This window comes from Stappia stellulata DSM 5886 (assembly GCF_000423705.1).
In the GTDB taxonomy this organism is placed as follows: Bacteria; Pseudomonadota; Alphaproteobacteria; order Rhizobiales; family Stappiaceae; genus Stappia; species Stappia stellulata.
This window is the reverse complement of the sequence record NZ_AUIM01000011.1, coordinates 340,909-359,073: the sequence shown is the minus strand read 5'-3', so window position 1 is coordinate 359,073 and position 18,165 is coordinate 340,909. Positions and strand designations below refer to the sequence as shown.

18 protein-coding genes are annotated in these 18,165 nt (G+C 64.6%); 12 read left to right on the top strand and 6 right to left on the bottom strand.

All coding sequences use genetic code 11. The features are described 5' to 3' along the window. Nucleotides 1–10 precede the first annotated feature (10 nt). Nucleotides 11–1,087, top strand: coding sequence for a hypothetical protein (locus G572_RS25425; RefSeq protein ID WP_051242059.1), 1,077 nt, complete (start codon nucleotides 11–13; stop codon nucleotides 1,085–1,087). A gap of 13 nt (nucleotides 1,088–1,100) precedes the next feature. Here the strand turns inward: G572_RS25425 and G572_RS23255 are convergent, their stop codons facing one another. Next, nucleotides 1,101–3,182: a sensor domain-containing protein gene (locus tag G572_RS23255; protein ID WP_037546290.1), complete on the bottom strand. Its 2,082-nt coding sequence runs from the start codon at nucleotides 3,180–3,182 to the stop codon at nucleotides 1,101–1,103. Nucleotides 3,183–3,370: 188 nt separating this feature from the next. Between G572_RS23255 and G572_RS0109180 the strand changes: the two genes are divergently transcribed. After that, the gene (locus tag G572_RS0109180; RefSeq protein WP_342664763.1) at nucleotides 3,371–3,745 is read left to right on the top strand and encodes a septal ring lytic transglycosylase RlpA family protein; all 375 of its coding nucleotides are present in this window, start codon (nucleotides 3,371–3,373) and stop codon (nucleotides 3,743–3,745) included. Between the two features lie 205 nt (nucleotides 3,746–3,950). On the opposite strand, the gene G572_RS0109175 is transcribed toward G572_RS0109180, so the two are convergent. After that, nucleotides 3,951–4,847: a LysR substrate-binding domain-containing protein gene (locus G572_RS0109175; protein WP_029058210.1), complete on the bottom strand. Its 897-nt coding sequence runs from the start codon at nucleotides 4,845–4,847 to the stop codon at nucleotides 3,951–3,953. Nucleotides 4,848–5,022: 175 nt separating this feature from the next. Here G572_RS0109175 and G572_RS0109170 point away from each other — a divergent pair, with 175 nt between their 5' ends. The 3 genes from G572_RS0109170 to G572_RS0109160 all read left to right on the top strand — a co-directional run bounded on the left by G572_RS0109170 (nucleotide 5,023) and on the right by G572_RS0109160 (nucleotide 8,832). After that, nucleotides 5,023–6,246, top strand: coding sequence for an acyl-CoA dehydrogenase (locus G572_RS0109170; protein WP_029058209.1), 1,224 nt, complete (start codon nucleotides 5,023–5,025; stop codon nucleotides 6,244–6,246). 81 nt (nucleotides 6,247–6,327) lie between these two features. Beyond that, complete coding sequence (locus G572_RS0109165; RefSeq protein ID WP_029058208.1) at nucleotides 6,328–7,509, top strand: NAD(P)/FAD-dependent oxidoreductase; 1,182 nt, start codon at nucleotides 6,328–6,330, stop codon at nucleotides 7,507–7,509. Between the two features lie 96 nt (nucleotides 7,510–7,605). Beyond that, a complete protein-coding gene (locus tag G572_RS0109160; protein ID WP_029058207.1) occupies nucleotides 7,606–8,832 on the top strand; it encodes a pyridoxal-phosphate-dependent aminotransferase family protein in 1,227 nt (408 codons plus the stop codon). A gap of 17 nt (nucleotides 8,833–8,849) precedes the next feature. Here G572_RS0109160 and pyrF read toward each other — a convergent pair whose 3' ends face one another. Next, complete coding sequence (gene pyrF / locus G572_RS0109155; protein WP_037546288.1) at nucleotides 8,850–9,584, bottom strand: orotidine-5'-phosphate decarboxylase; 735 nt, start codon at nucleotides 9,582–9,584, stop codon at nucleotides 8,850–8,852. Nucleotides 9,585–9,799: 215 nt separating this feature from the next. Between pyrF and hisB the strand changes: the two genes are divergently transcribed. From hisB to coaA, 7 genes are all read left to right on the top strand, one after another. After that, a complete protein-coding gene (hisB, locus tag G572_RS0109150) occupies nucleotides 9,800–10,393 on the top strand; it encodes an imidazoleglycerol-phosphate dehydratase HisB (protein ID WP_029058205.1) in 594 nt (197 codons plus the stop codon). A 33-nt stretch (nucleotides 10,394–10,426) separates the two neighbouring features. Continuing rightward, complete coding sequence (locus tag G572_RS23250) at nucleotides 10,427–10,927, top strand: DUF2628 domain-containing protein (RefSeq protein ID WP_051242057.1); 501 nt, start codon at nucleotides 10,427–10,429, stop codon at nucleotides 10,925–10,927. Between the two features lie 29 nt (nucleotides 10,928–10,956). Then, nucleotides 10,957–11,607 carry an imidazole glycerol phosphate synthase subunit HisH gene (gene hisH, locus G572_RS0109140; RefSeq protein ID WP_029058204.1) on the top strand — a complete coding sequence of 217 codons (651 nt, stop codon included), beginning with the start codon at nucleotides 10,957–10,959 and terminating at the stop codon, nucleotides 11,605–11,607. 38 nt (nucleotides 11,608–11,645) lie between these two features. Next, a complete protein-coding gene (gene hisA / locus G572_RS0109135) occupies nucleotides 11,646–12,377 on the top strand; it encodes a 1-(5-phosphoribosyl)-5-[(5-phosphoribosylamino)methylideneamino]imidazole-4-carboxamide isomerase (RefSeq protein ID WP_029058203.1) in 732 nt (243 codons plus the stop codon). Nucleotides 12,378–12,482: 105 nt separating this feature from the next. After that, complete coding sequence (hisF, locus tag G572_RS0109130) at nucleotides 12,483–13,259, top strand: imidazole glycerol phosphate synthase subunit HisF (RefSeq protein WP_029058202.1); 777 nt, start codon at nucleotides 12,483–12,485, stop codon at nucleotides 13,257–13,259. 57 nt (nucleotides 13,260–13,316) lie between these two features. Next, the gene (locus G572_RS0109125; RefSeq protein WP_029058201.1) at nucleotides 13,317–13,640 is read left to right on the top strand and encodes a phosphoribosyl-ATP diphosphatase; all 324 of its coding nucleotides are present in this window, start codon (nucleotides 13,317–13,319) and stop codon (nucleotides 13,638–13,640) included. A 139-nt stretch (nucleotides 13,641–13,779) separates the two neighbouring features. Next, a complete protein-coding gene (coaA, locus tag G572_RS0109120; protein WP_029058200.1) occupies nucleotides 13,780–14,745 on the top strand; it encodes a type I pantothenate kinase in 966 nt (321 codons plus the stop codon). Between the two features lie 10 nt (nucleotides 14,746–14,755). Here the strand turns inward: coaA and G572_RS0109115 are convergent, their stop codons facing one another. The 3 genes from G572_RS0109115 to trpA form a co-directional block, all read right to left on the bottom strand. Next, a complete protein-coding gene (locus tag G572_RS0109115) occupies nucleotides 14,756–16,066 on the bottom strand; it encodes a bifunctional folylpolyglutamate synthase/dihydrofolate synthase (protein ID WP_029058199.1) in 1,311 nt (436 codons plus the stop codon). 157 nt (nucleotides 16,067–16,223) lie between these two features. After that, nucleotides 16,224–17,198, bottom strand: a complete 975-nt coding sequence (gene accD, locus G572_RS0109110; protein WP_029058198.1) for an acetyl-CoA carboxylase, carboxyltransferase subunit beta — start codon at nucleotides 17,196–17,198, stop codon at nucleotides 16,224–16,226. A gap of 72 nt (nucleotides 17,199–17,270) precedes the next feature. After that, entirely contained in the window at nucleotides 17,271–18,104 is an 834-nt protein-coding gene (trpA, locus tag G572_RS0109105) for a tryptophan synthase subunit alpha (protein ID WP_029058197.1), read from the bottom strand. Between the last annotated feature and the right edge of the window lie 61 nt (nucleotides 18,105–18,165).

Genomic DNA, 18,165 nt, shown 5'->3' with positions numbered 1-18,165 from the left:
AAGCCCGGCCTTGCGCGAAGACGGCATCGATCCGCAAACCGGCCTTGTCTGGCGTTACCGCCCTGCGCCAGAGGTGGCAGGCACGGGCGAAAAGATCCTCGTCGTCGTTTTCTCGCAGGCGCGGGTGGCCGATGGGCGTTTCGGTCTGGAACGGCTTTTCGCGCAGACGCGCCACGCTTGCCTGTTCCTGAAAGGCCCCGATGCCGACTGGTACAGGAACTGCGACGACGCGATCGACCGCGTCATCGCACGGGCCTGCGACGGGTCGCGGCCCGCCCGCATCGTCTACTATGGCGCTTCGAAAGGCGCCTATGGCGCGCTTGTGACCGGTCTTCGACGAGGCGACGGCGAGATCCATGCTTTCGGACCGGAGTTTCGCCTCGGACGACCCGGCACCCAAAGCGGGCTGGTGATGGACGCGGATCCGGACGCCCGCGATCCCCTGTCGATGCTTGAAGACAACCGCGACGGCCCCCTGGTGCACCTCCTGTTCGGGATATTCGATGCCGTCGACGCAGAGGGTGCGGCCCGATGCCTTCATGACAGTCTTCCGACGCGTGCAAGAACGCTGATCCTGCGCTCGTCCCACGCCAGTCACGACCACCTCTACAGCTTGAACATCATCCGAAAACTCATCACCCGCTTTGATCGCGACCTCGGTGCGCTTTGTGCCGAACGCGGACTTATCGGCGAAAATGCACCGGAGGACATCGCCCGTTTCGCCCGGGCTGGCGCCGAATTCGCCGTCGGGCGCCCGGAAGCCGCCCTGGCGCTGGACGGCGATCCCTACATGACGCGCAATCCCGGGCTTGCCCTGCTTGCCGCCGAAGCCCTGATCCAGACGCGGCATTTCGACAGGGCGGAGACGCAGCTGGCGGCCACGCAGGCACGCATTGATCGCGACCCCGTGCTTCGCGGCCTGCCGAAACGTTGGCGCAAACATGTCTGGCGGCTGCGCATGTCGGCGCGCAGGGCTGCGGGCGACAGACGCGGGTTTACAACCCTTCGCCAGGAAGCCCGGTCACGCTTTCCCGAGGACGCAACCTTTGCTCGCGACGACGCCTCAGACACAGACGCACCGGACTGAAAGACGGCAGCGCTCAGCCCCTTGGCAGCGGCCAGCGCTCGGGGCGGCCGATGAAATGCCCCTGCGCATAGCGCACGCCGAGGTCCTTCAGCGGCGCAAATGTCTCCGCGTCCTGCACATATTCCGCCACCGTCGGCAGGTTGAGCGCATCCGCCAGGCCGACAATGCCCGAGATTGCGGCCTTCTTGACCGGATCCCCGGCGATCTGCGCGGTCAGCACCCGGTCGATCTTGATGAGGTCGAAGGTGTTTTCCCGCAGCTGCGAGAAGGATGCAAAACCCTTTCCGAAGTCGTCGAGGGCGATGCGACACCCCAGCCCGCGCAGATCGGCCAGACACTTCCAGGCCGAGGCATTGAGCTGGGTGATCGAGCGTTCCGAAACCTCCAAGACCAGCATTGGCGCGACCCCGCGTGTCTCTGACAGCCGGTGCAGCAGGGCACGCGTGAAGTCGGGACTTCCAAGCGAATCGGATGACAGGTTGAACGCGACCGGCAAGTCCGCCCCAGCGACCTCCAGCCGCTCCAGGACCGCCTTGACGACCCAGCGATCGACATTGCGCATGATCCCGTGCCGCTCCGCGGTCGCCAGGATCATGGACGGCCCCTGAAGGGATCCATCCGGCATGCGCAACCGCAGGAGCGCCTCATGCATGACGATCGCGCCGGTCTCGACGTCGCTCACCGGCATTCGCTGGAGCGAGAGCAGTTCGGGATCATTCAGCGCCTGTTCGATGATCGCCAGATGGTGGATCTCTGCCCGGCGGTGCGCAGTGATCCGGTCGAAGGCGCTGTGTTCGACCATCTGGCGTCCGCCAGCCGCCTTGGCCTGCATGCAGGCATGATCCGCCCATTGGAGCACACTGCCGACATGGGATGTCGCATCCCGGATCAGGTCCGGCGTGATCGTGGCAAGGCCAAGGCTCGCCCCGCCGCGAAACGTGGTGCCATCGGCCGTGAAACTGTGTCCGTCGAACATCGCCAGAACCCTGGCACAGACGGCACGCGCGGTCTCCCGGTCGTCGCCGTCGATGACCATGCCGAACTCGTCCCCGCCAATGCGCGCGACATGAACCGTGTCGGAGCCGAATTCCCCAAGTCGCTCGGCGATCCCGCCCAGAAAGCGGTCGCCGGCCCCGTGCCCGACCGTGTCGTTGACGATCTTGAAGTCGTCGAGATCGATGAAAACGACACTGAAACCGCGCAGCGCCACATCGTCCTGGGCCAGCGATTGCAGGCGCGTGTCGAGCCAGGTCTCGAATGCCCGCCGGTTTGCAAGGCCGGTAAGATCGTCGGCAAGCGCAAGTCGCTCGAGCCGTTCCGACAGGCGGCGCGTCTCGGTGACGTCGCGCAAGGTCACCACCGCGCCTTCGATGTCCCCTTCCCCATCGCGAAACGGTTCCAGACGCGCACCGACAATCACCGGGCGGCCGCAGGGGTCGGTATCCTCGAAATCATACTCCAGCGTCTGTCCCTTGAAACAGCGCTCGAGCGTTGGACGCACCTCGGTTTCGAACCGGCGCGCCCCGACGAATTCGGCGACATGCCGGCCGATGAGTTCCAACGGCGTGTGGCCATACCAGCCAGCGTTGCTCTCGTTGGTCAGCTTGTACAGGAATTCGCGACTGATGATGAAGATCCGGTCGCTCATCTGCGAGATGACGCTCTTGTACATCCGCAGAACCTCGTCGGCCCGCTTCAAGTCTGTGATGTCGCGCCCGAAGGCGGCCACGCCGAGGACCGTGTTGTCGGCTCCGCGCACCGGCTGATAGGAAACATCGAAAAACCGCCGCCCCTTGCCCGGAATCACGACCCAGGCTTGAAGCGACACAGGTTCACCGGCGAGCGCCTTATCAAGAAAGTGCTTTCTGTTTTCGAAGGCTCGTGCGCCGGCGATGGTCGGGACTGTCTCACCGATCGCCTGTTCGCGGGTGTATCCGCCGATCTCGCTATAGGGCTGATTTGCTTCTCGGATCACATAGTCCGGCGTGCAGAAATAGATCGGATCGCGTGCCGCGATGATGATCGCGGCATGAAGACATGCAGGAGTATCGGCGCACTCCAGGACCGAATCGCCCTCCTCATCGAAATCCGTCATATCCCCGTCCCGTCACGTGGCTGAACACGAAGGCCTCACCATCCCTTTCCGCTAGGGTGCTTCCTTCGTTTCTGCCTCAAGAATGTCATGAATAAACGCCATGTCTTACATTGACACTTCAATCTGCCGAAAGACTCGACAAAAATGCCCGCTAAAAATGTGTTTTTTAAAACTATGGACGTGATTCGGTGATTCGCAAGCTTTTCAACTACGTTCTTTTGACGAGCATTCTGACCTTTGCCGCTGGCCTTCCGGCATCGGCGGAATGCGGCAAGGCGTCCTGGTACGAACTCACCGGGCGTACCGCCAGCGGTGTCATGGCGGATCCGGAGGCCTATACGGCGGCGCATCGCTCCCTGCCGTTCGGGACGAAGGTCACCGTCACCAACCTCGCCAACGGACGCAAGATCGACCTCACCATCGTTGATCGCGGGCCCTTCGTACGCGGCCGTGTCATCGACGTCTCGCGACGCGCGGCCCGTGAGCTGGCGTTTCTCAGCCGCGGCATTACACGGGTGCATGTGTCGGTCGGGGGCAAAGGCACAACCGCATCCTGCGGCTAGGACGGCAACTGCGATCCGCGCCATCGCGGCGAAAGAAAAATGGTCCTGACCGCAAGGAGGGAGGGGGGAACCTCACGGCCAGGACCGCCGCATCTCCATAAAGAAGACACACAGATACGAACAGGATTCGCCGGGTGTGCAAACCCTTATTTGCCGCCAGGCGACATTCGTTTTCTGCGCGGGTCCGCAGACCGTGAGACCGGCCTCATCCCGATTGCGCCGCCTCCAGGTGCAGCCAGTCGCGAAATGCCGAGGCCACCGGTCTGAGCGTCCGGTTTTCCGGATAGACGATGTGATAAGCGGACGGCAGGCGCAGCACGACATCGAAGAGTTGCACGAGCCGTCCGTCCGCCAGTTCGTCGTCGACCAGAAAACGGGGCACGAGTGCTGCACCGAAGTCATTCGCCGCGGCCTGCGCCATCATGACGAATTGCTCGAACCGTGGCCCCTGGAACGCCAGCTCCGTCTCGACATCGGCCAGTTCAAACCATTGTCGCCAGGCAAGCGGACGCGTTGACTGGTGCAGGCGCATGACGGGCGCGAGGTCGCCAGGCGTCTCGATGCGATGCCGGTCACGGAAACCGGGAGAGGCGACGGCGACGACATCCTCGCGAAACAAGGGCTCGGCAATCGCGCCCGCCCAGACCGGATCGCCGTAGTGAATGGCCGCGTCGAAAGGCTCCTTGGCGAAATCGAACGGTCGCAGGCGAACCGCAAGATTGAAACTTGCGGCCGGATAACCGGCAACGAAGCGCGCCAGCCGCGGGGCCAGCCAGCGGGTGCCGAAGGAGGGCAAGGTCGCCAGGTTCAGCACGTCGGCGTTCCCGGCAAAAGACATCACCTGCCGGGTCGCCGCCGTCAGACTTTCCAGCGCGCCGCGCACGTCGTGCAGATACAGCCGCCCGGCATCGGTCAGGACGATGCGCTGACGCACGCGCTTGAAGAGCTCGACCCCCAGCCGGGTTTCCAGATGGCGAACCTGTTTGGAGATCGCGCCCTGTGTCAGGTGAAGCTCTTCGGCCGCCCGGGTGAAACTGCCGTGACGGGCCGCGCATTCGAAGGCGATCAGACTGTCGGCATGGGGAACGAAACCGCGTTTCAAAACCTATTCCATTTGCTCATGAAGTGGGGACAACATATCACTTTAAGATGGTCTGCACAGACCGGAGACTTCGGCCACATCGAACACAGGCACCGGGCCGGGGCGCGCGCCGCTGGAGATGCGGGAACCGCCAGCAAAACCCGCCGTCCGGATGAGCCGCAAGGAGACAGAGATCATGACTGCAACCGCTGCGACGACCCGAAAATCCGACCCCGCCGGCGGCGGCAGTTTCGCCTGGGACGACCCGTTCCTGCTGCGCGACCAGCTGAACGAGGATGAAATCCTGATCATGGAGACCGCCCGCGCCTATGCGCAGGAAAAGCTCCAGCCGCGTGTCCTGTCCGCTTATGCCGATGAGCGCACCGACCGCGAGATCTTCAACGAGATGGGCGAACTCGGCCTGATCGGCGTGACCCTGCCGGAAGCCTACGGCTGCGCAGAGGCGTCCTATGTGGCCTACGGCCTGGTCGCGCGCGAGATCGAACGCGTCGACAGCGGCTACCGGTCGATGAACTCCGTGCAGTCGTCGCTGGTGATGTATCCGATCTATGCCTATGGCGACGAAGCCCAGCGCAAGAAGTACCTGCCGAAGCTCGCCTCTGGCGAACACGTCGGCTGCTTCGGCCTGACCGAGCCGGACGCAGGCTCAGACCCGGGCGGGATGCGCACCCGGGCGGAAAAGATCGACGGCGGCTACCGGCTCAAGGGATCCAAGATGTGGATCTCCAATTCCCCCATCGCCGACGTCTTCGTGGTCTGGGCCAAGTCCGACGCCCATGACGGCGCCATTCGCGGCTTCGTGCTGGAAAAGGGCATGAAGGGCCTCTCCGCCCCGAAAATCGGCGGCAAGCTCTCCCTTCGCGCCTCGATCACCGGTGAGATCGTCATGGACAATGTGGAAGTTGGCGAGGATGCGCTGCTGCCCAATGTGTCCGGTCTGAAGGGACCGTTCGGCTGTCTCAATCGCGCGCGCTACGGCATCTCCTGGGGGGCGTTGGGCGCGGCAGAAGATTGCTGGCACCGCGCCCGCGACTACGGCCTGGAACGCAAGCAGTTCAACAAGCCGCTGGCCCAGACGCAGCTCTTCCAGAAGAAGCTCGCCGACATGCAGACCGAAATCGCGCTCGGCCTGCAGGGCTCGCTTCGTGTCGGCCGGCTGTTCGACGAGGGCCGCGTCGCGCCGGAAATGATCTCCATCGTCAAGCGCAACAACTGCGGCAAGGCACTGGATATCGCCCGTCAGGCCCGCGACATGCACGGCGGCAACGGGATCCAGGAGGAATATCACGTCATGCGCCATGCGCAGAACCTGGAGACGGTGAACACCTACGAGGGCACGCATGACGTCCATGCACTGATCCTGGGCCGCGCCCAGACCGGCCTTCAGGCATTTTTCTGATCGAGACAGGGTCGACACCGACGCGGCGGGTGCGCTGAACGCGCGCCCGCACTTCCGACGCATCGCACACAAAAGGGTTTCATGAGCGATCATACCGTGGACGTCGCCATTGTCGGCGGCGCTGTGATGGGATCCTCCATCGCCTGCCACCTGGCGACGGACCCCGGTTTCACCGGGTCCCTTCTGGTGATCGAGAAGGATCCGTCCTACGCGAAATGCGCGTCCGCGCTTTCCGCCGCCTCTATCCGCCAGCAGTTTTCCTGCCCCGTGAACATCGAGATCTCGCTCTACGGAATCGATTTCCTGCGCGAGATCGGTGCCCGCCTCGCCGTTGGTAACGACCGGCCGCAAATCGACCTGCACGAAGGCGGCTACCTGTTCCTGGCGACGCCCGACAAGCGTTCCATCCTTGAGGAAAACCACGCCCTGCAGACCCGCATGGGGGCGGATATCGCCTTTCTCGAACCAGAGGCCCTCGCCAGGCGCTTTCCCTGGCTCAACACCGAGGACATCTCCGCCGGCTGCTGGGGGCGAACGGGCGAAGGCTGGTTCGACGGCTACGGTCTGATGCAGGCGTTTCGCAAGGCGGCACGCGCGCGCGACGTGCCGTATCTCGCGGCCCAGGTGGTCCGCACCGAGCGCAAAGGTGGCGGATTTCGTCTAACGCTTGGCGATGGCACGACCGTCTCCTGCGATCGGCTGGTGAATGCGGCCGGCGCAAGCGGCGCCGCCGCGATTGCCACCGACCTTGAGATCCCGTTTCCGGTGGAAAGCCGCAAGCGAATGATCTTCACCTTCGACTGCCGCGATGCGGTCGAGGGCTGTCCGCTGCTCATCGACCCGAACGGCACCTATGTGCGCCCCGAGGGGACCGGTTTCCTGTGCGGCTCGGCGCCACCGGAAACGGCCGACCCGGAAAGCCAGGAGTTCGACGTCGATCACGGCTTCTTCGAAGAGCACCTGTGGCCGACGCTCGCCCATCGCATCCCCGCCTTCGAGGCGATCAAGCCCGGGGCTGCCTGGGCCGGGCATTACGACATGAACCTTTTCGATCACAATGCCTTCGTCGGCCCGGTCGAGGACATGCCGGGGCTGCTCCTTTGCGCCGGCTTTTCCGGTCATGGCCTTCAACAGGCGCCGGCGGTTGGGCGGGGCCTCGCCGAACTGATTGTGCATGGAGACTATCGAACGCTGGATCTAAGTGCGCTGGCCCATGGTCGCATGGCCGAAAATCGACCTGTCCAGGAGCTCAACGTCGTTTAAACTCGTCCCCGACGGGGGCGATCCGCCGTCCCATTCTTTTATCCATTGCAGACGAGGTGCCCGAACGCGCCCCGCTCCTGTCCGGGAGAGACATCCATGACGCTTGCGAACGGCAGAAAGATCCTCATGATCCCGGGGCCGACGACCGTCCCCGACGAGGTCCTCCAGGCCATGCACCGCCCGGCCATCGACATTCGCGAGGGCGAGCTTGTCGGCATGACCGACCGGTGCCTGTCCGATCTGCAAGCGATCTTCGACACGACCGGCGACACTTTCATCTATGCCGCAAACGGTCACGGAGCCTGGGAGGCGGCCCTTAGCAACACGCTCTCGCGCGGCGACACCGTGCTGGTACTGGAATCGGGTGCCTTTGCAAGAGGCTGGGGCGAGATCGCCGGAATGCTTGGCCTCAACGTCGAGATCCTTGCCGGCGACTGGCGCCGCGCGGTCGACCCGGCGGCACTGGAAGAGCGGCTGAAGCACGACACCGGCCATCGCATCAAGGCGATCCTCACGGTTCAGATCGACACCGCCTCCGGGGTGATCAACGACGTCCCGGCCCTGCGCGCGGCCATTGATGCAGCCGGCCATCCGGCGCTGTTCATGGTCGACACCATCGCCTCGCTGGCCTGCGTTCCGTTCCACATGGACGCCTGGGGCGTGGATCTCGCCCTGAGCGGCTCGCAGAAAGGCCTGATGACCCCTCCAGGTCTCTCCTTCATCGCCGCGGGCAGCCGCGCCATGGAGGCGCACGCGACCGCAAACCTCAGGACGCTCTACTGGGACTGGACGTTCCGCCAGGGCGAGGCGCATTACAAGAAATACTGCGGAACCCCGCCCGTGCAGATGATCTTTGCCTTTCGCAAGGCGCTCGACCTGCTGCTGGCGGAAGGCCTCGATGGCGCGCACAGGCGCCACAGGCTGCTGGCGGAGGCAGTGCGCGCCTGCGTCGGTGTCTGGTCGAAGGCCGGCGCGCTGGAATTCAACATCCTCGACCCGGACACGCGCGCCGATTCCGTGACGGTCGTTCTCACGCCCGGCCGGGATCCGGCCGCGCTGCGGCGCTTTTGTCTCGACGCCTGCGGATTGACCATTGGCGAGACCATCGGAGAAATCACCGGGACCGGGTTTCGCATCGGCCATATGGGGCACGTCAACGCGCCGGCCGTGCTCGGCGCGCTCGCCGTCATCGAAATGGGGCTTTCGGCCCTGTCGATCCCGCATGGCGCCGGTGGCCTGCAGGCGGCGACGGACCATCTGGCAAATGCGCTGCGCGGGGACAGCGCCGGAACCGGCAAAGTGCCAGCTGCTGCGGCCGGATAGGCCGAAAAGAGCAGTGGCTAGAGGGCCGCGTCGATCTCCGCCACGATCGCCTCTGCCGCTGCGCGCGGATCGGATGCCATCACCACCGGACGGGCGACGACGAGATAGTCGGCTCCCGCCTTGATCGCATCCGTCGGGGTCATGATCCGCTTCTGGTCGCCCGCCTGGGCGCCTGCGGGTCGAATGCCCGGCGTTACGGTCACAAGCTCCTCGCCCAGAACCTCGCGCAGGTCGGAAACTTCCTGCGGCGAACACACGATGCCCCCCATGCCGGCGGCCCTTGCATTGGCGGCGCGTGCGCGCACCAGATCCGGAACCGATCCGGCGTAGCCGGCGGCATGAAGATCGTCCTCGTCCATCGAGGTAAGCACCGTTACCCCGAGAAGGCACAGGTTGGCGCCGGAGGCCGCCAGCGCATCGGCAGCAGCAGCCATCGCCTTCGGGTAGGCATGGATCGTGACGAAGCGCATGCCCATGCGGGCAATGTTCTCCACCGCCTTTGCCACCGTATTGTCGATATCGAGAAGCTTGACGTCGAGGAAAATGGAATGACCGGCCTCCGCCAGCTCGCGGGCAAACTCCAGCCCGCCGGCGAACTGCAGCTGCATGCCGATCTTGTAGGTACCGACCGCGCCTTCCGTCCGCCGCACGATGTCGCGGGCTTCGTCCACCGTTGGAACGTCAAGTCCGACGATCAGACGATCGCGGGCGTTTGCGGGCGCGAAGGAAGCAGGCGAGGCGTCATCGGGCATTTTGCGGGTCTCCGTGCGTCACTGGCTGTCTTTTCGCACTCTTACGCCAAGGGCAGCGGTCTTGACCAGATCGGAAGCGAGGTATTTCCATGAACACGGCGCCCTGATACAAGGCAAAATCATCAACCTGCGAAACAGGTCCGCGAAGTCCTCGCCACCGGTTCGCGATCACCGGCCCGCACCGATCACAAGGCCGCCACAGGAAAAAGCTGCTTATGCGCACCGCGACGATCTCGCGCACGACCAAGGAAACGGACATCTCCGTCAGCCTCACGCTTGATGGCACCGGAGCCTATCAGGTGACGACCGGCGTCGGGTTTCTCGACCACATGCTCGAGCAGCTTGCCCGGCATTCCCTGATCGACATCACGGTGCGCGCCACCGGCGACACGCATATCGACGCTCACCACACGACGGAAGATGTCGGTATCGCGCTCGGACAGGCTCTGAAAAGCGCGCTCGGCGACATGACCGGCATCACCCGCTATGCGGATTGCCACCTGGCGATGGACGAGGCTTTGACGCGCTGCGCGATGGACGTCTCGGGACGTCCCTTTCTCGTCTGGGACGTGGCCTTCGATCGCGACAAGATCGGCGACTTCGACACGGAGCTCTTCGAGGAGTTCTTCCGCGCCTTCGCGATGAACGCCGGCATCACACTGCATGTCGCCAATCTCACCGGACGCAACTGCCATCACATCGCCGAAACATGTTTCAAGGCGGTGGCACGCTGCCTGCGCAAGGCGGTCGAGGCCGATCCGAGGCAGTCGGGACGGGTGCCGTCCACCAAGGGCCAGCTCGGCGGCTAATGCGCACCGCACGAGCGCTGGGAGGCGCGCCGCATGACCATCTACACGGTGCTGATACCGCCGGATACGAGGCTGGAAGCCCTGCGTGAAAAGGATATCGAGCGCATCGCCTTCATCAAGGAGGGGTTCTGCTGGCCGGCACTGTTCTTCGCCGTGATCTGGATGCTGTTCCGCCGGCTCTGGCTGGTCGTGATCGTCTATCTGGTGCTGGCACTGCTGCTTGAATTCGTGACACGCCAGATCGGCGGCGTTGCCCCGCTGCTCGGCGGGTTCCTGTTTGCCGTGCTCGTTGCGCTCGAAGCCAACGGCCTGCGCCGGTGGACGATGGAACGACGCGGCTGGCATTTTGTTGCAACGGTCGAGGGCAGCACGCTCGCCGATGCCGAACAAAGGTTCTTCTCCGCCCTTTCGGCCCGGCAGACCATGCCCGCACCGGCGGCTCCCGCCCCCGCCCTGCGCACAGGCCCTGCCAATGCCCCGCGTTTCGCCAGCACGCATGTCGTCGGCCTGACACCGGCCCCCCGACAGGGCTGACACCAAACGACAATCGGAAAACACAGACCATGCTGATCGCCATCATCGACTATGGATCCGGCAACCTGCGCTCCGCCGAAAAGGCGTTCGAGCATGCGGCACGGGCCCATGCGCATACACCGCAGGTGCGCGTCACCGCAGACCCGGATGTTGTCGCGCGCGCCGACCGGATCGTGCTGCCCGGCGTCGGCGCCTTCGCAGATTGTTCGCGCGGCCTCAAGGCCGTCGACGGCATGGCCGAGGCCCTGATCGAAGCGGTGGAAATCAAGGGGCGACCGTTCTTCGGCATCTGCGTCGGGATGCAACTGATGGCGAGCCGCGGGCTTGAATTCGAGACAACCGAGGGATTCGGCTGGATCCCCGGCGACGTCACCGCGATCACGCCCGACAATCCGGCGCTGAAGATCCCGCACATGGGCTGGAACACGATCTCCGTGACCGGCTCGCATCCGGTGCTCGACGGGCTCGACACCGGTCCGGACGGGCTGCACGCCTATTTCGTGCACTCCTACCACCTTGCCGCCCAGGATCCAGCACATGTGCTCGCCACCACCGACTACGGCGACACGATCACCGCGATCGTCGGCCGCGACACGATGATCGGAACACAATTCCACCCCGAAAAGAGCCAGCGGCTCGGGCTGGAGCTGATCGCCAATTTCCTCGACTGGGCGCCCTGAGGCACCCGACCGACCGTCAACACCGGACCCTTTTTCCCATGCCCACACTCTTTCCCGCCATCGACCTCAAGGGCGGCCAGTGCGTCCGTCTCAAGCTCGGCGACATGGACCAGGCGACCGTCTTCAACGACAGCCCCGGCGCCCAGGCCAAGACCTTTCAGGACCAGGGCTTCGACTGGCTGCATGTGGTCGACCTCGACGGCGCCTTCGCCGGTGAAAGCCGCAACGGCGACGCGGTCGACGCAATTCTGGCCGCGACGTCCAACCCGGTGCAGCTCGGCGGCGGCATCCGCAGCCTCGCCCATATCGAGGCGTGGCTTGCCAAGGGCATTTCCCGGGTGATCCTCGGCACGGTTGCCGTGCGCGACCCGCAACTGGTGAAGGACGCCTGCGCGGCCTTTCCCGGACGCATTGCGGTCGGCATCGACGCGCGCGGCGGCAAGGTCGCGGTCGAAGGCTGGGCGGAGACCTCCGAGCTTGCCGCAAGCGAACTGGCGTCCCGCTTCGCGGATGCAGGCGTTTCCGCAATCATCTACACCGACATCGACCGCGACGGCGTACTCGCCGGAATCAACTGGGACGCGACGCTCGACCTTGCAAAGGCAACCTCGATCCCGGTGATCGCATCGGGCGGACTGGCCTCCATCGACGATGTCCGCCGACTGGCCTCGCCCGAATGCGCGATCCTTGCCGGCGCAATCTCCGGCCGTGCGCTTTACGACGGGCGGCTCGATCCGGCCGAGGCCATTGCCATTCTGAAATCCGCCTGACAGTTCCTGCGCTAGACTGTCCCGTTCCGGGCGTTGCCCGGCTTTGCAGTTTCGCGGCCTTGTCGTTATGCTGCACCCGCGAAAATCGCCCGAGGCGTTGCCAAGATGTTGAAAGCCCGTGTCATTCCCTGCCTTGACGTAAAGGACGGCCGTGTCGTCAAGGGCGTCAATTTCGTCAATCTGGTCGATGCCGGCGATCCCGTGGAGGCCGCCAAGGCCTATGACGCGGCGGGCGCGGACGAATTGTGCTTCCTCGACATCACCGCCAGTCACGAGGGCCGCGACACGATCTACGACGTGGTGCGCCGGACGGCGGAGGCCTGTTTCATGCCGCTGACCGTCGGCGGCGGCGTGCGCACGGTGGACGACATCCGCAAGCTGCTGATCGCCGGTGCCGACAAGGTGTCGATCAACACCGCCGCCGTGAAGAACCCCGACTTCATCCGCCAGGCGGCGGAGAAATTCGGCGCGCAATGCATTGTCGTCTCCATCGACGCCAAACAGGTCAATGCGCCCGGCGAGCCGGAACGCTTCGAAATCTTCACTCATGGCGGACGTACGGAAACCGGGATCGATGCGGTCGACTTCGCGCGAACGGCCGTGGAGCTGGGGGCGGGCGAGCTGCTCGTCACCTCCATGGACCGCGACGGCACGCGGCTCGGGTTCAACATCGCGCTGACGCGCGCCATCGCCGATGCCGTGCCCGTTCCGGTGATCGCATCGGGCGGTGTCGGCACACTCGATCACATGGTCGAAGGGGTGCGCGACGGACACGCGACCGCGGTTCTCGCCGCCTCGATCTTTCACTTCGGCACACATACGATCCGCGAAACCAAAACGCATATGGCGGCAAACGGCATAGCGATGCGCCTCGATGCGTAAGGCGCACCGACAGCGCGCACGGCTGCCTGACACGGGCAAGGGACCTCGTTTCGACCAATGACCGGCTTCACACTTGACGATCTCGACCGCATTATCGGAACGCGGGCGGCCAGCGACGACGCCTCGTCCTACACCCGCAAGCTTATGGACAAGGGCGTCTCCAAGATCGCCCAGAAGGTCGGCGAGGAAGCGGTGGAAGCTGCGATCGCCGCCGTCGAGAACGATCCTCGGGGCCTGACCGGAGAGGCCGCTGATCTCTTGTATCATCTGCTTGTGCTGTTGCGTGCCCGCGACGTTCCGCTTGCGGCGGTAATGGACGAGCTCGCGAGACGCACCGCCCAAACGGGGCTTGAAGAAAAGGCGTCGCGACCGCGCGACTGAGCGGCCGCGATTTCGAGGCCGCAACGGATGCCGGATAGGCGCCGGGGCTGACATGACCAACGCGGCGACCGACGGACGCGCGGGGGTCGATCCGGACGCGGGAACCGTTCGGACAGGGGATCGGGACGTCACTTAGGTCATGGAACACAGTCTTAGTAAAATCATCGAGGACGAACTGTCGCCCTACCGTGTGTTCACCGAAGCCGAATGGGCGCGGCTTCGGGCAGACACGCCGATGACGCTTCGCGCGGAAGAGGTGCGACGACTGCAAAGCCTGAACGACCCGGTTTCCATCGCCCAGGTGGAATCGATCCTGCTGCCGCTGTCGCGGTTGCTCGCCTATTATGTCGAGGCGACCCAGCAGCTGCATCGGGCGACCAACCGCTTTCTCGGCAGCAACGAGGTCAAGAACCCCTTCATCATCGGCATCGCCGGGTCCGTCGCGGTGGGGAAATCGACCACCGCCCGCCTGCTGCAGGCACTGCTCGCGCGCTGGCCGGCCAGCCCCAAGGTCGATCTGGTGACCACCGACGGGTTTCTCTACCCCAATGCCGTGCTGGAGACGGAAGGGCTGATGCGACGCAAGGGCTTTCCCGAAAGCTACGACCGGCCGGCGCTGCTGAAATTCCTGTCAGACCTGAAAGCCGGCCGCCGTCATGTTGCCGCACCGGTCTATTCGCATTTCTACTACGATGTCATGCCCGGCCAGTCGGTCACCGTCGACCGTCCGGACATCCTGATCCTCGAAGGGCTGAACGTTCTCCAGACGAGCAACCTGCCGCGCGACGGCAAGGAAGTGCCCTTCGTCTCCGATTTCTTCGATTTCTCGATCTACATCGACGCCGATGAGGAAGTGCTGCACAACTGGTATGTGTCGCGCTTCATGCGCCTGCGCGAGACTGCGTTCCAGGATCCCGGCTCCTATTTCAACAAATACGCGCTGTCGAGCGACGAGGATGCCCTTGCCATAGCAGAAGGGCTTTGGAGCGAGATCAACCTCATCAATTTGCAGGAAAACATCCTGCCGACACGCCCGCGCGCCGACCTGATCCTGAGCAAGGGCTCCGATCACGCGATCAACGAAGTGCGGCTGAGGAAACTCTGATCGGCGGCGGTCAGACCGGGCGCATGCCGTTCTTCGAGAGAATTTCTCCGGCAAGATAGAGCGACCCGCAGATCAGCACACGCGGCGCGGTGCCATCTTCCTCCGCGCGCGCGCGCACATTCGCCAATGCCCCCTCCAGCGATGAAAACGCGGTTGTCGACAGGCCGGCATCCGTCGCCGCTGCGGCCAGGTCCTGCGGCGTGCGGTAGGCGTCGGTCGAGGCCAGCGGAATGGTCGCCACATGCCGGGCAAGGCCTGCAAAGGGCTGAAAGAAGCCAACCGGATCCTTGGTCTTGAGCATGCCGCTGACGAGATAGAGCGGCCGGTCGCAGCGTTCTTCCTGCAAGGCCATTTCCGCCGCAATCACAGCCCCGGCGCCCGGATTGTGCCCACCATCGAGCCACAGTTCGGCATCCGGCGGGCAAAGATCCAGCACAGGGCCATGCATCAGCGGCTGCAAGCGGCCGGGCCAGTCGACGGACAGCAGGCCACGGCCGATCGTGTCCGGGTCCGGCAAGCGTCCCGCCTGGCGCAGCGCGGCAATGGCCATGCCCGCATTCACCGCCTGATGGCGTCCGGTCAGCCGGGGATGAGGCAGATCCATCAGGCCTTCCTCGTCCTGGTAAACCAGCCGGCCGTTTTCTTCCCACGCCAGAAAGGCTTCTCCGAATGCGGCCAGCGGCGCGCCGAGTGTGCCGGCGAGCTGCTCGATGACGGCTCGGGCGGCCTCCGCCTGCGGCGCAATCACCGCCGGCGCGCCCGCTTTCAGGATGCCCGCCTTTTCCGCCGCAATGCCGGCCAGGGTTTCGCCCAGATACCGTTCGTGATCCATCGAAATCGGGGTGATGACGCTGGCGAGCGGCGCGTCGATGACATTGGTGGCGTCCAGCCGCCCGCCAAGCCCGACCTCCAGCAGCAGGACATCGGCCGGTTCTTCTGAAAAAAGCAACATGGCCGCAGCCGTCGTCACCTCGAAGAAAGTGATCTCGGCCCCGGCATTCGCCTGTTCGCAGGCGTCGAGCGCGCCGATCAGCCGCGCATCGTCGACGAGCCGTCCGGCAATGCGGATGCGCTCGTTGAAAGCGACGAGATGCGGTGAGGTATAGACATGAACCTTGAGGCCGGCCGCCTCCAGGATCGCGCGCATGAAGGCAGTGGTCGAGCCCTTGCCGTTGGTCCCCGCGATGTGGATCGTTGGCGGCAACCTGTCCTGGGGGCGGCCGAGCGCCTCCAGAAGGCGCTCCATGCGTCCGAGCGAGAGGTCGATCTCGCGCGGATGAAGCGCAAGAAGCCGGTCGAGTATCGCCGTTACCTGATCCATGTCTCTGCCCGTGCGGCCCGGCGCGACTGCGCCCCGTTTGCGGATCTGTTATGAGGCGCGCCGCCGGCGCGCAAGGGCTTTGGCGGGACCGCGACGCCGCGTGTCGCCTTGAAGACAGCCAGACGCCGCAATCACGGCAGAGCCGGCCAGCGTTTGGTCAGCTGCGCGGCGCGTCCGCACCGTCAGAGGCTTCCGTTTCGCTCTCCGCCGGCGTGTCCAGATCCGCAGTCTCGTCGGACGCAGCGATGTCGGCCGCAAGCTCTTCGGGGTCCGGAACGCCCACCGGCGTCTTTGTCAGGATGCCGCAAATGCGGGAAATCGTTTCCGGCAGCTCATGGCGGTGGACCACCATGTCGATCATGCCGTGATCGAACAGATATTCGGAGCGCTGGAAGCCTTCGGGCAGTTTTTCGCGGATTGTCTGCTCGATGACCCGCGGACCGGCGAAGCCGATCAGGGCGCCCGGTTCGGCCAGATGCACGTCGCCGAGCATGGCGTAGGAGGCCGTCACGCCACCGGTCGTGGGATTGGTGAAGACCACGATGAAGGGCAGGCCCGCTTCGCGCAGCATCTGGACGCCGACAGTCGTGCGCGGCATCTGCATCAGGGACAGGATGCCTTCCTGCATGCGTGCCCCGCCGGAGGCCACGAACAGAACGAAAGGCGTGTTTCGCTCGACAGCCGTTTCCATTCCGGTCAGCACTGCCTCGCCCGCCGCCATGCCGAGCGACCCGCCCATGAAGGCGAAATCCTGCACCGCCGCCGTCATCGGCATGCCCTTGAGCAGGCCGGTCGCAACCGTCACGGCATCGTCCAGGCCGGTTTTGGCGCGGGCGTCGCGCAGCCGGTCGGTGTAGCGTTTTTCATCGCGGAACTTCAGCGGGTCCGCGGCCACCTCCGGCGTCTTGACCGTCTCGTAGGTTCCGCCATCGAAAAACAGTTCAAGCCGCTTCTTGCCGGCGATGCGCATGTGATGGCCGGACGTCGGTACGACCCACTGGTTGGCCTCGAGATCGCGGTGGAACACCATTTCCCCGGTTTCGGGGCACTTGATCCAGAGGTTCTCCGGCACGTCCCGCTTCTGCAGCAGACCGCGGATCTTCGGGCGAACGAGGTTGTTGATCCAGTTCAAGGTGACTACCGTCCGTTTCTCGTGTCCAGGCTGCGCGCGGATTGCGCCGCGCAGCCGTTGAGCCTAGCCGTTCTAACCCTGTCGCGCGCGCGCCGCGCCTTCGGCAAGACTTCTTACAACATCGCTCACCGCGCTCACCGTCTTATCGGTCGCTTTTCCGGCATCATCAAGGCTGTTGCGCACTGCTTCGACGAGAACCGAACCGACCACGACGCCGTCGGCATCGCGCCCGATGACTTCCGCGTCTTCCGCCGTCTTCACGCCAAAGCCGACCGCGACAGGCAGATCGGTGTGGCACTTGATGCGCTGCACCGCCTCACCGACCCGGGTGCGGTTGGCGATCGTCGCGCCGGTGATCCCGGTCACGGAAACGTAGTAGACGAAACCGGAAGTATTGGCGAGCACGGCCGGCAGGCGCTTGTCGTCGGTCGTCGGCGTTGTCAGGCGAATGAAGTTGAGGCCGGCGCCCAGCGCGGGCAGGCACAGTTCGTCGTCGGCCTCGGGGGGAACATCGACGATGATCAGTCCGTCCACGCCGGCGTCGACGGCCGTCTTCACGAAGACGGCCGGATCGCGCACATAGATCGGATTGTAATAGCCCATCAGCACGATGGGCGTGTCGTTGTCGTGTTTGCGGAAGGCCCGCACCATGTCCAGCGTCTTGTCCATGGTCTGGCCGGCGGCAAGCGCCCGCTGCGTGGCGAGCTGGATCGGAATGCCCTCGGCCATGGGATCCGAAAACGGCATCCCGAGCTCGATCACATCCGCTCCCGCCGCGGGGAGGGCATCAAGGATCGCCTGCGAGGTCGCAAGATCGGGGTCGCCGGCGGTCACGAAGGTCACCAGCGCCGGTCTGTTCGCCGCCTTGCACGCCGCAAAGCGACGGTCGATCCGCGTTGTCGTCATAGTGCCTCGTCCCGCTTGTGATCATGGCACCCGCCGGCTGCGGGCGCGCCAAGGATGTAGG

Excerpts from the sequence above, each read along its gene's own strand:
- trpA (WP_029058197.1), bottom strand. The coding sequence starts at position 18,104 with ATGACGACAACGCGGATCGACCGTCGCTTTGCGGCGTGCAAGGCGGCG.
- hisA (WP_029058203.1), top strand. The coding sequence starts at position 11,646 with ATGCCCACACTCTTTCCCGCCATCGACCTCAAGGGCGGCCAGTGCGTC.
- G572_RS0109165 (WP_029058208.1), top strand. The coding sequence starts at position 6,328 with ATGAGCGATCATACCGTGGACGTCGCCATTGTCGGCGGCGCTGTGATG.
- hisB (WP_029058205.1), top strand. The coding sequence starts at position 9,800 with ATGCGCACCGCGACGATCTCGCGCACGACCAAGGAAACGGACATCTCC.
- G572_RS0109115 (WP_029058199.1), bottom strand. The coding sequence starts at position 16,066 with ATGGATCAGGTAACGGCGATACTCGACCGGCTTCTTGCGCTTCATCCG.
- coaA (WP_029058200.1), top strand. The coding sequence starts at position 13,780 with ATGGAACACAGTCTTAGTAAAATCATCGAGGACGAACTGTCGCCCTAC.
- G572_RS0109170 (WP_029058209.1), top strand. The coding sequence starts at position 5,023 with ATGACTGCAACCGCTGCGACGACCCGAAAATCCGACCCCGCCGGCGGC.
- G572_RS23255 (WP_037546290.1), bottom strand. The coding sequence starts at position 3,182 with ATGACGGATTTCGATGAGGAGGGCGATTCGGTCCTGGAGTGCGCCGAT.
- hisF (WP_029058202.1), top strand. The coding sequence starts at position 12,483 with ATGTTGAAAGCCCGTGTCATTCCCTGCCTTGACGTAAAGGACGGCCGT.
- hisH (WP_029058204.1), top strand. The coding sequence starts at position 10,957 with ATGCTGATCGCCATCATCGACTATGGATCCGGCAACCTGCGCTCCGCC.
- G572_RS23250 (WP_051242057.1), top strand. The coding sequence starts at position 10,427 with ATGACCATCTACACGGTGCTGATACCGCCGGATACGAGGCTGGAAGCC.
- G572_RS0109160 (WP_029058207.1), top strand. The coding sequence starts at position 7,606 with ATGACGCTTGCGAACGGCAGAAAGATCCTCATGATCCCGGGGCCGACG.
- G572_RS0109125 (WP_029058201.1), top strand. The coding sequence starts at position 13,317 with ATGACCGGCTTCACACTTGACGATCTCGACCGCATTATCGGAACGCGG.
- pyrF (WP_037546288.1), bottom strand. The coding sequence starts at position 9,584 with ATGCCCGATGACGCCTCGCCTGCTTCCTTCGCGCCCGCAAACGCCCGC.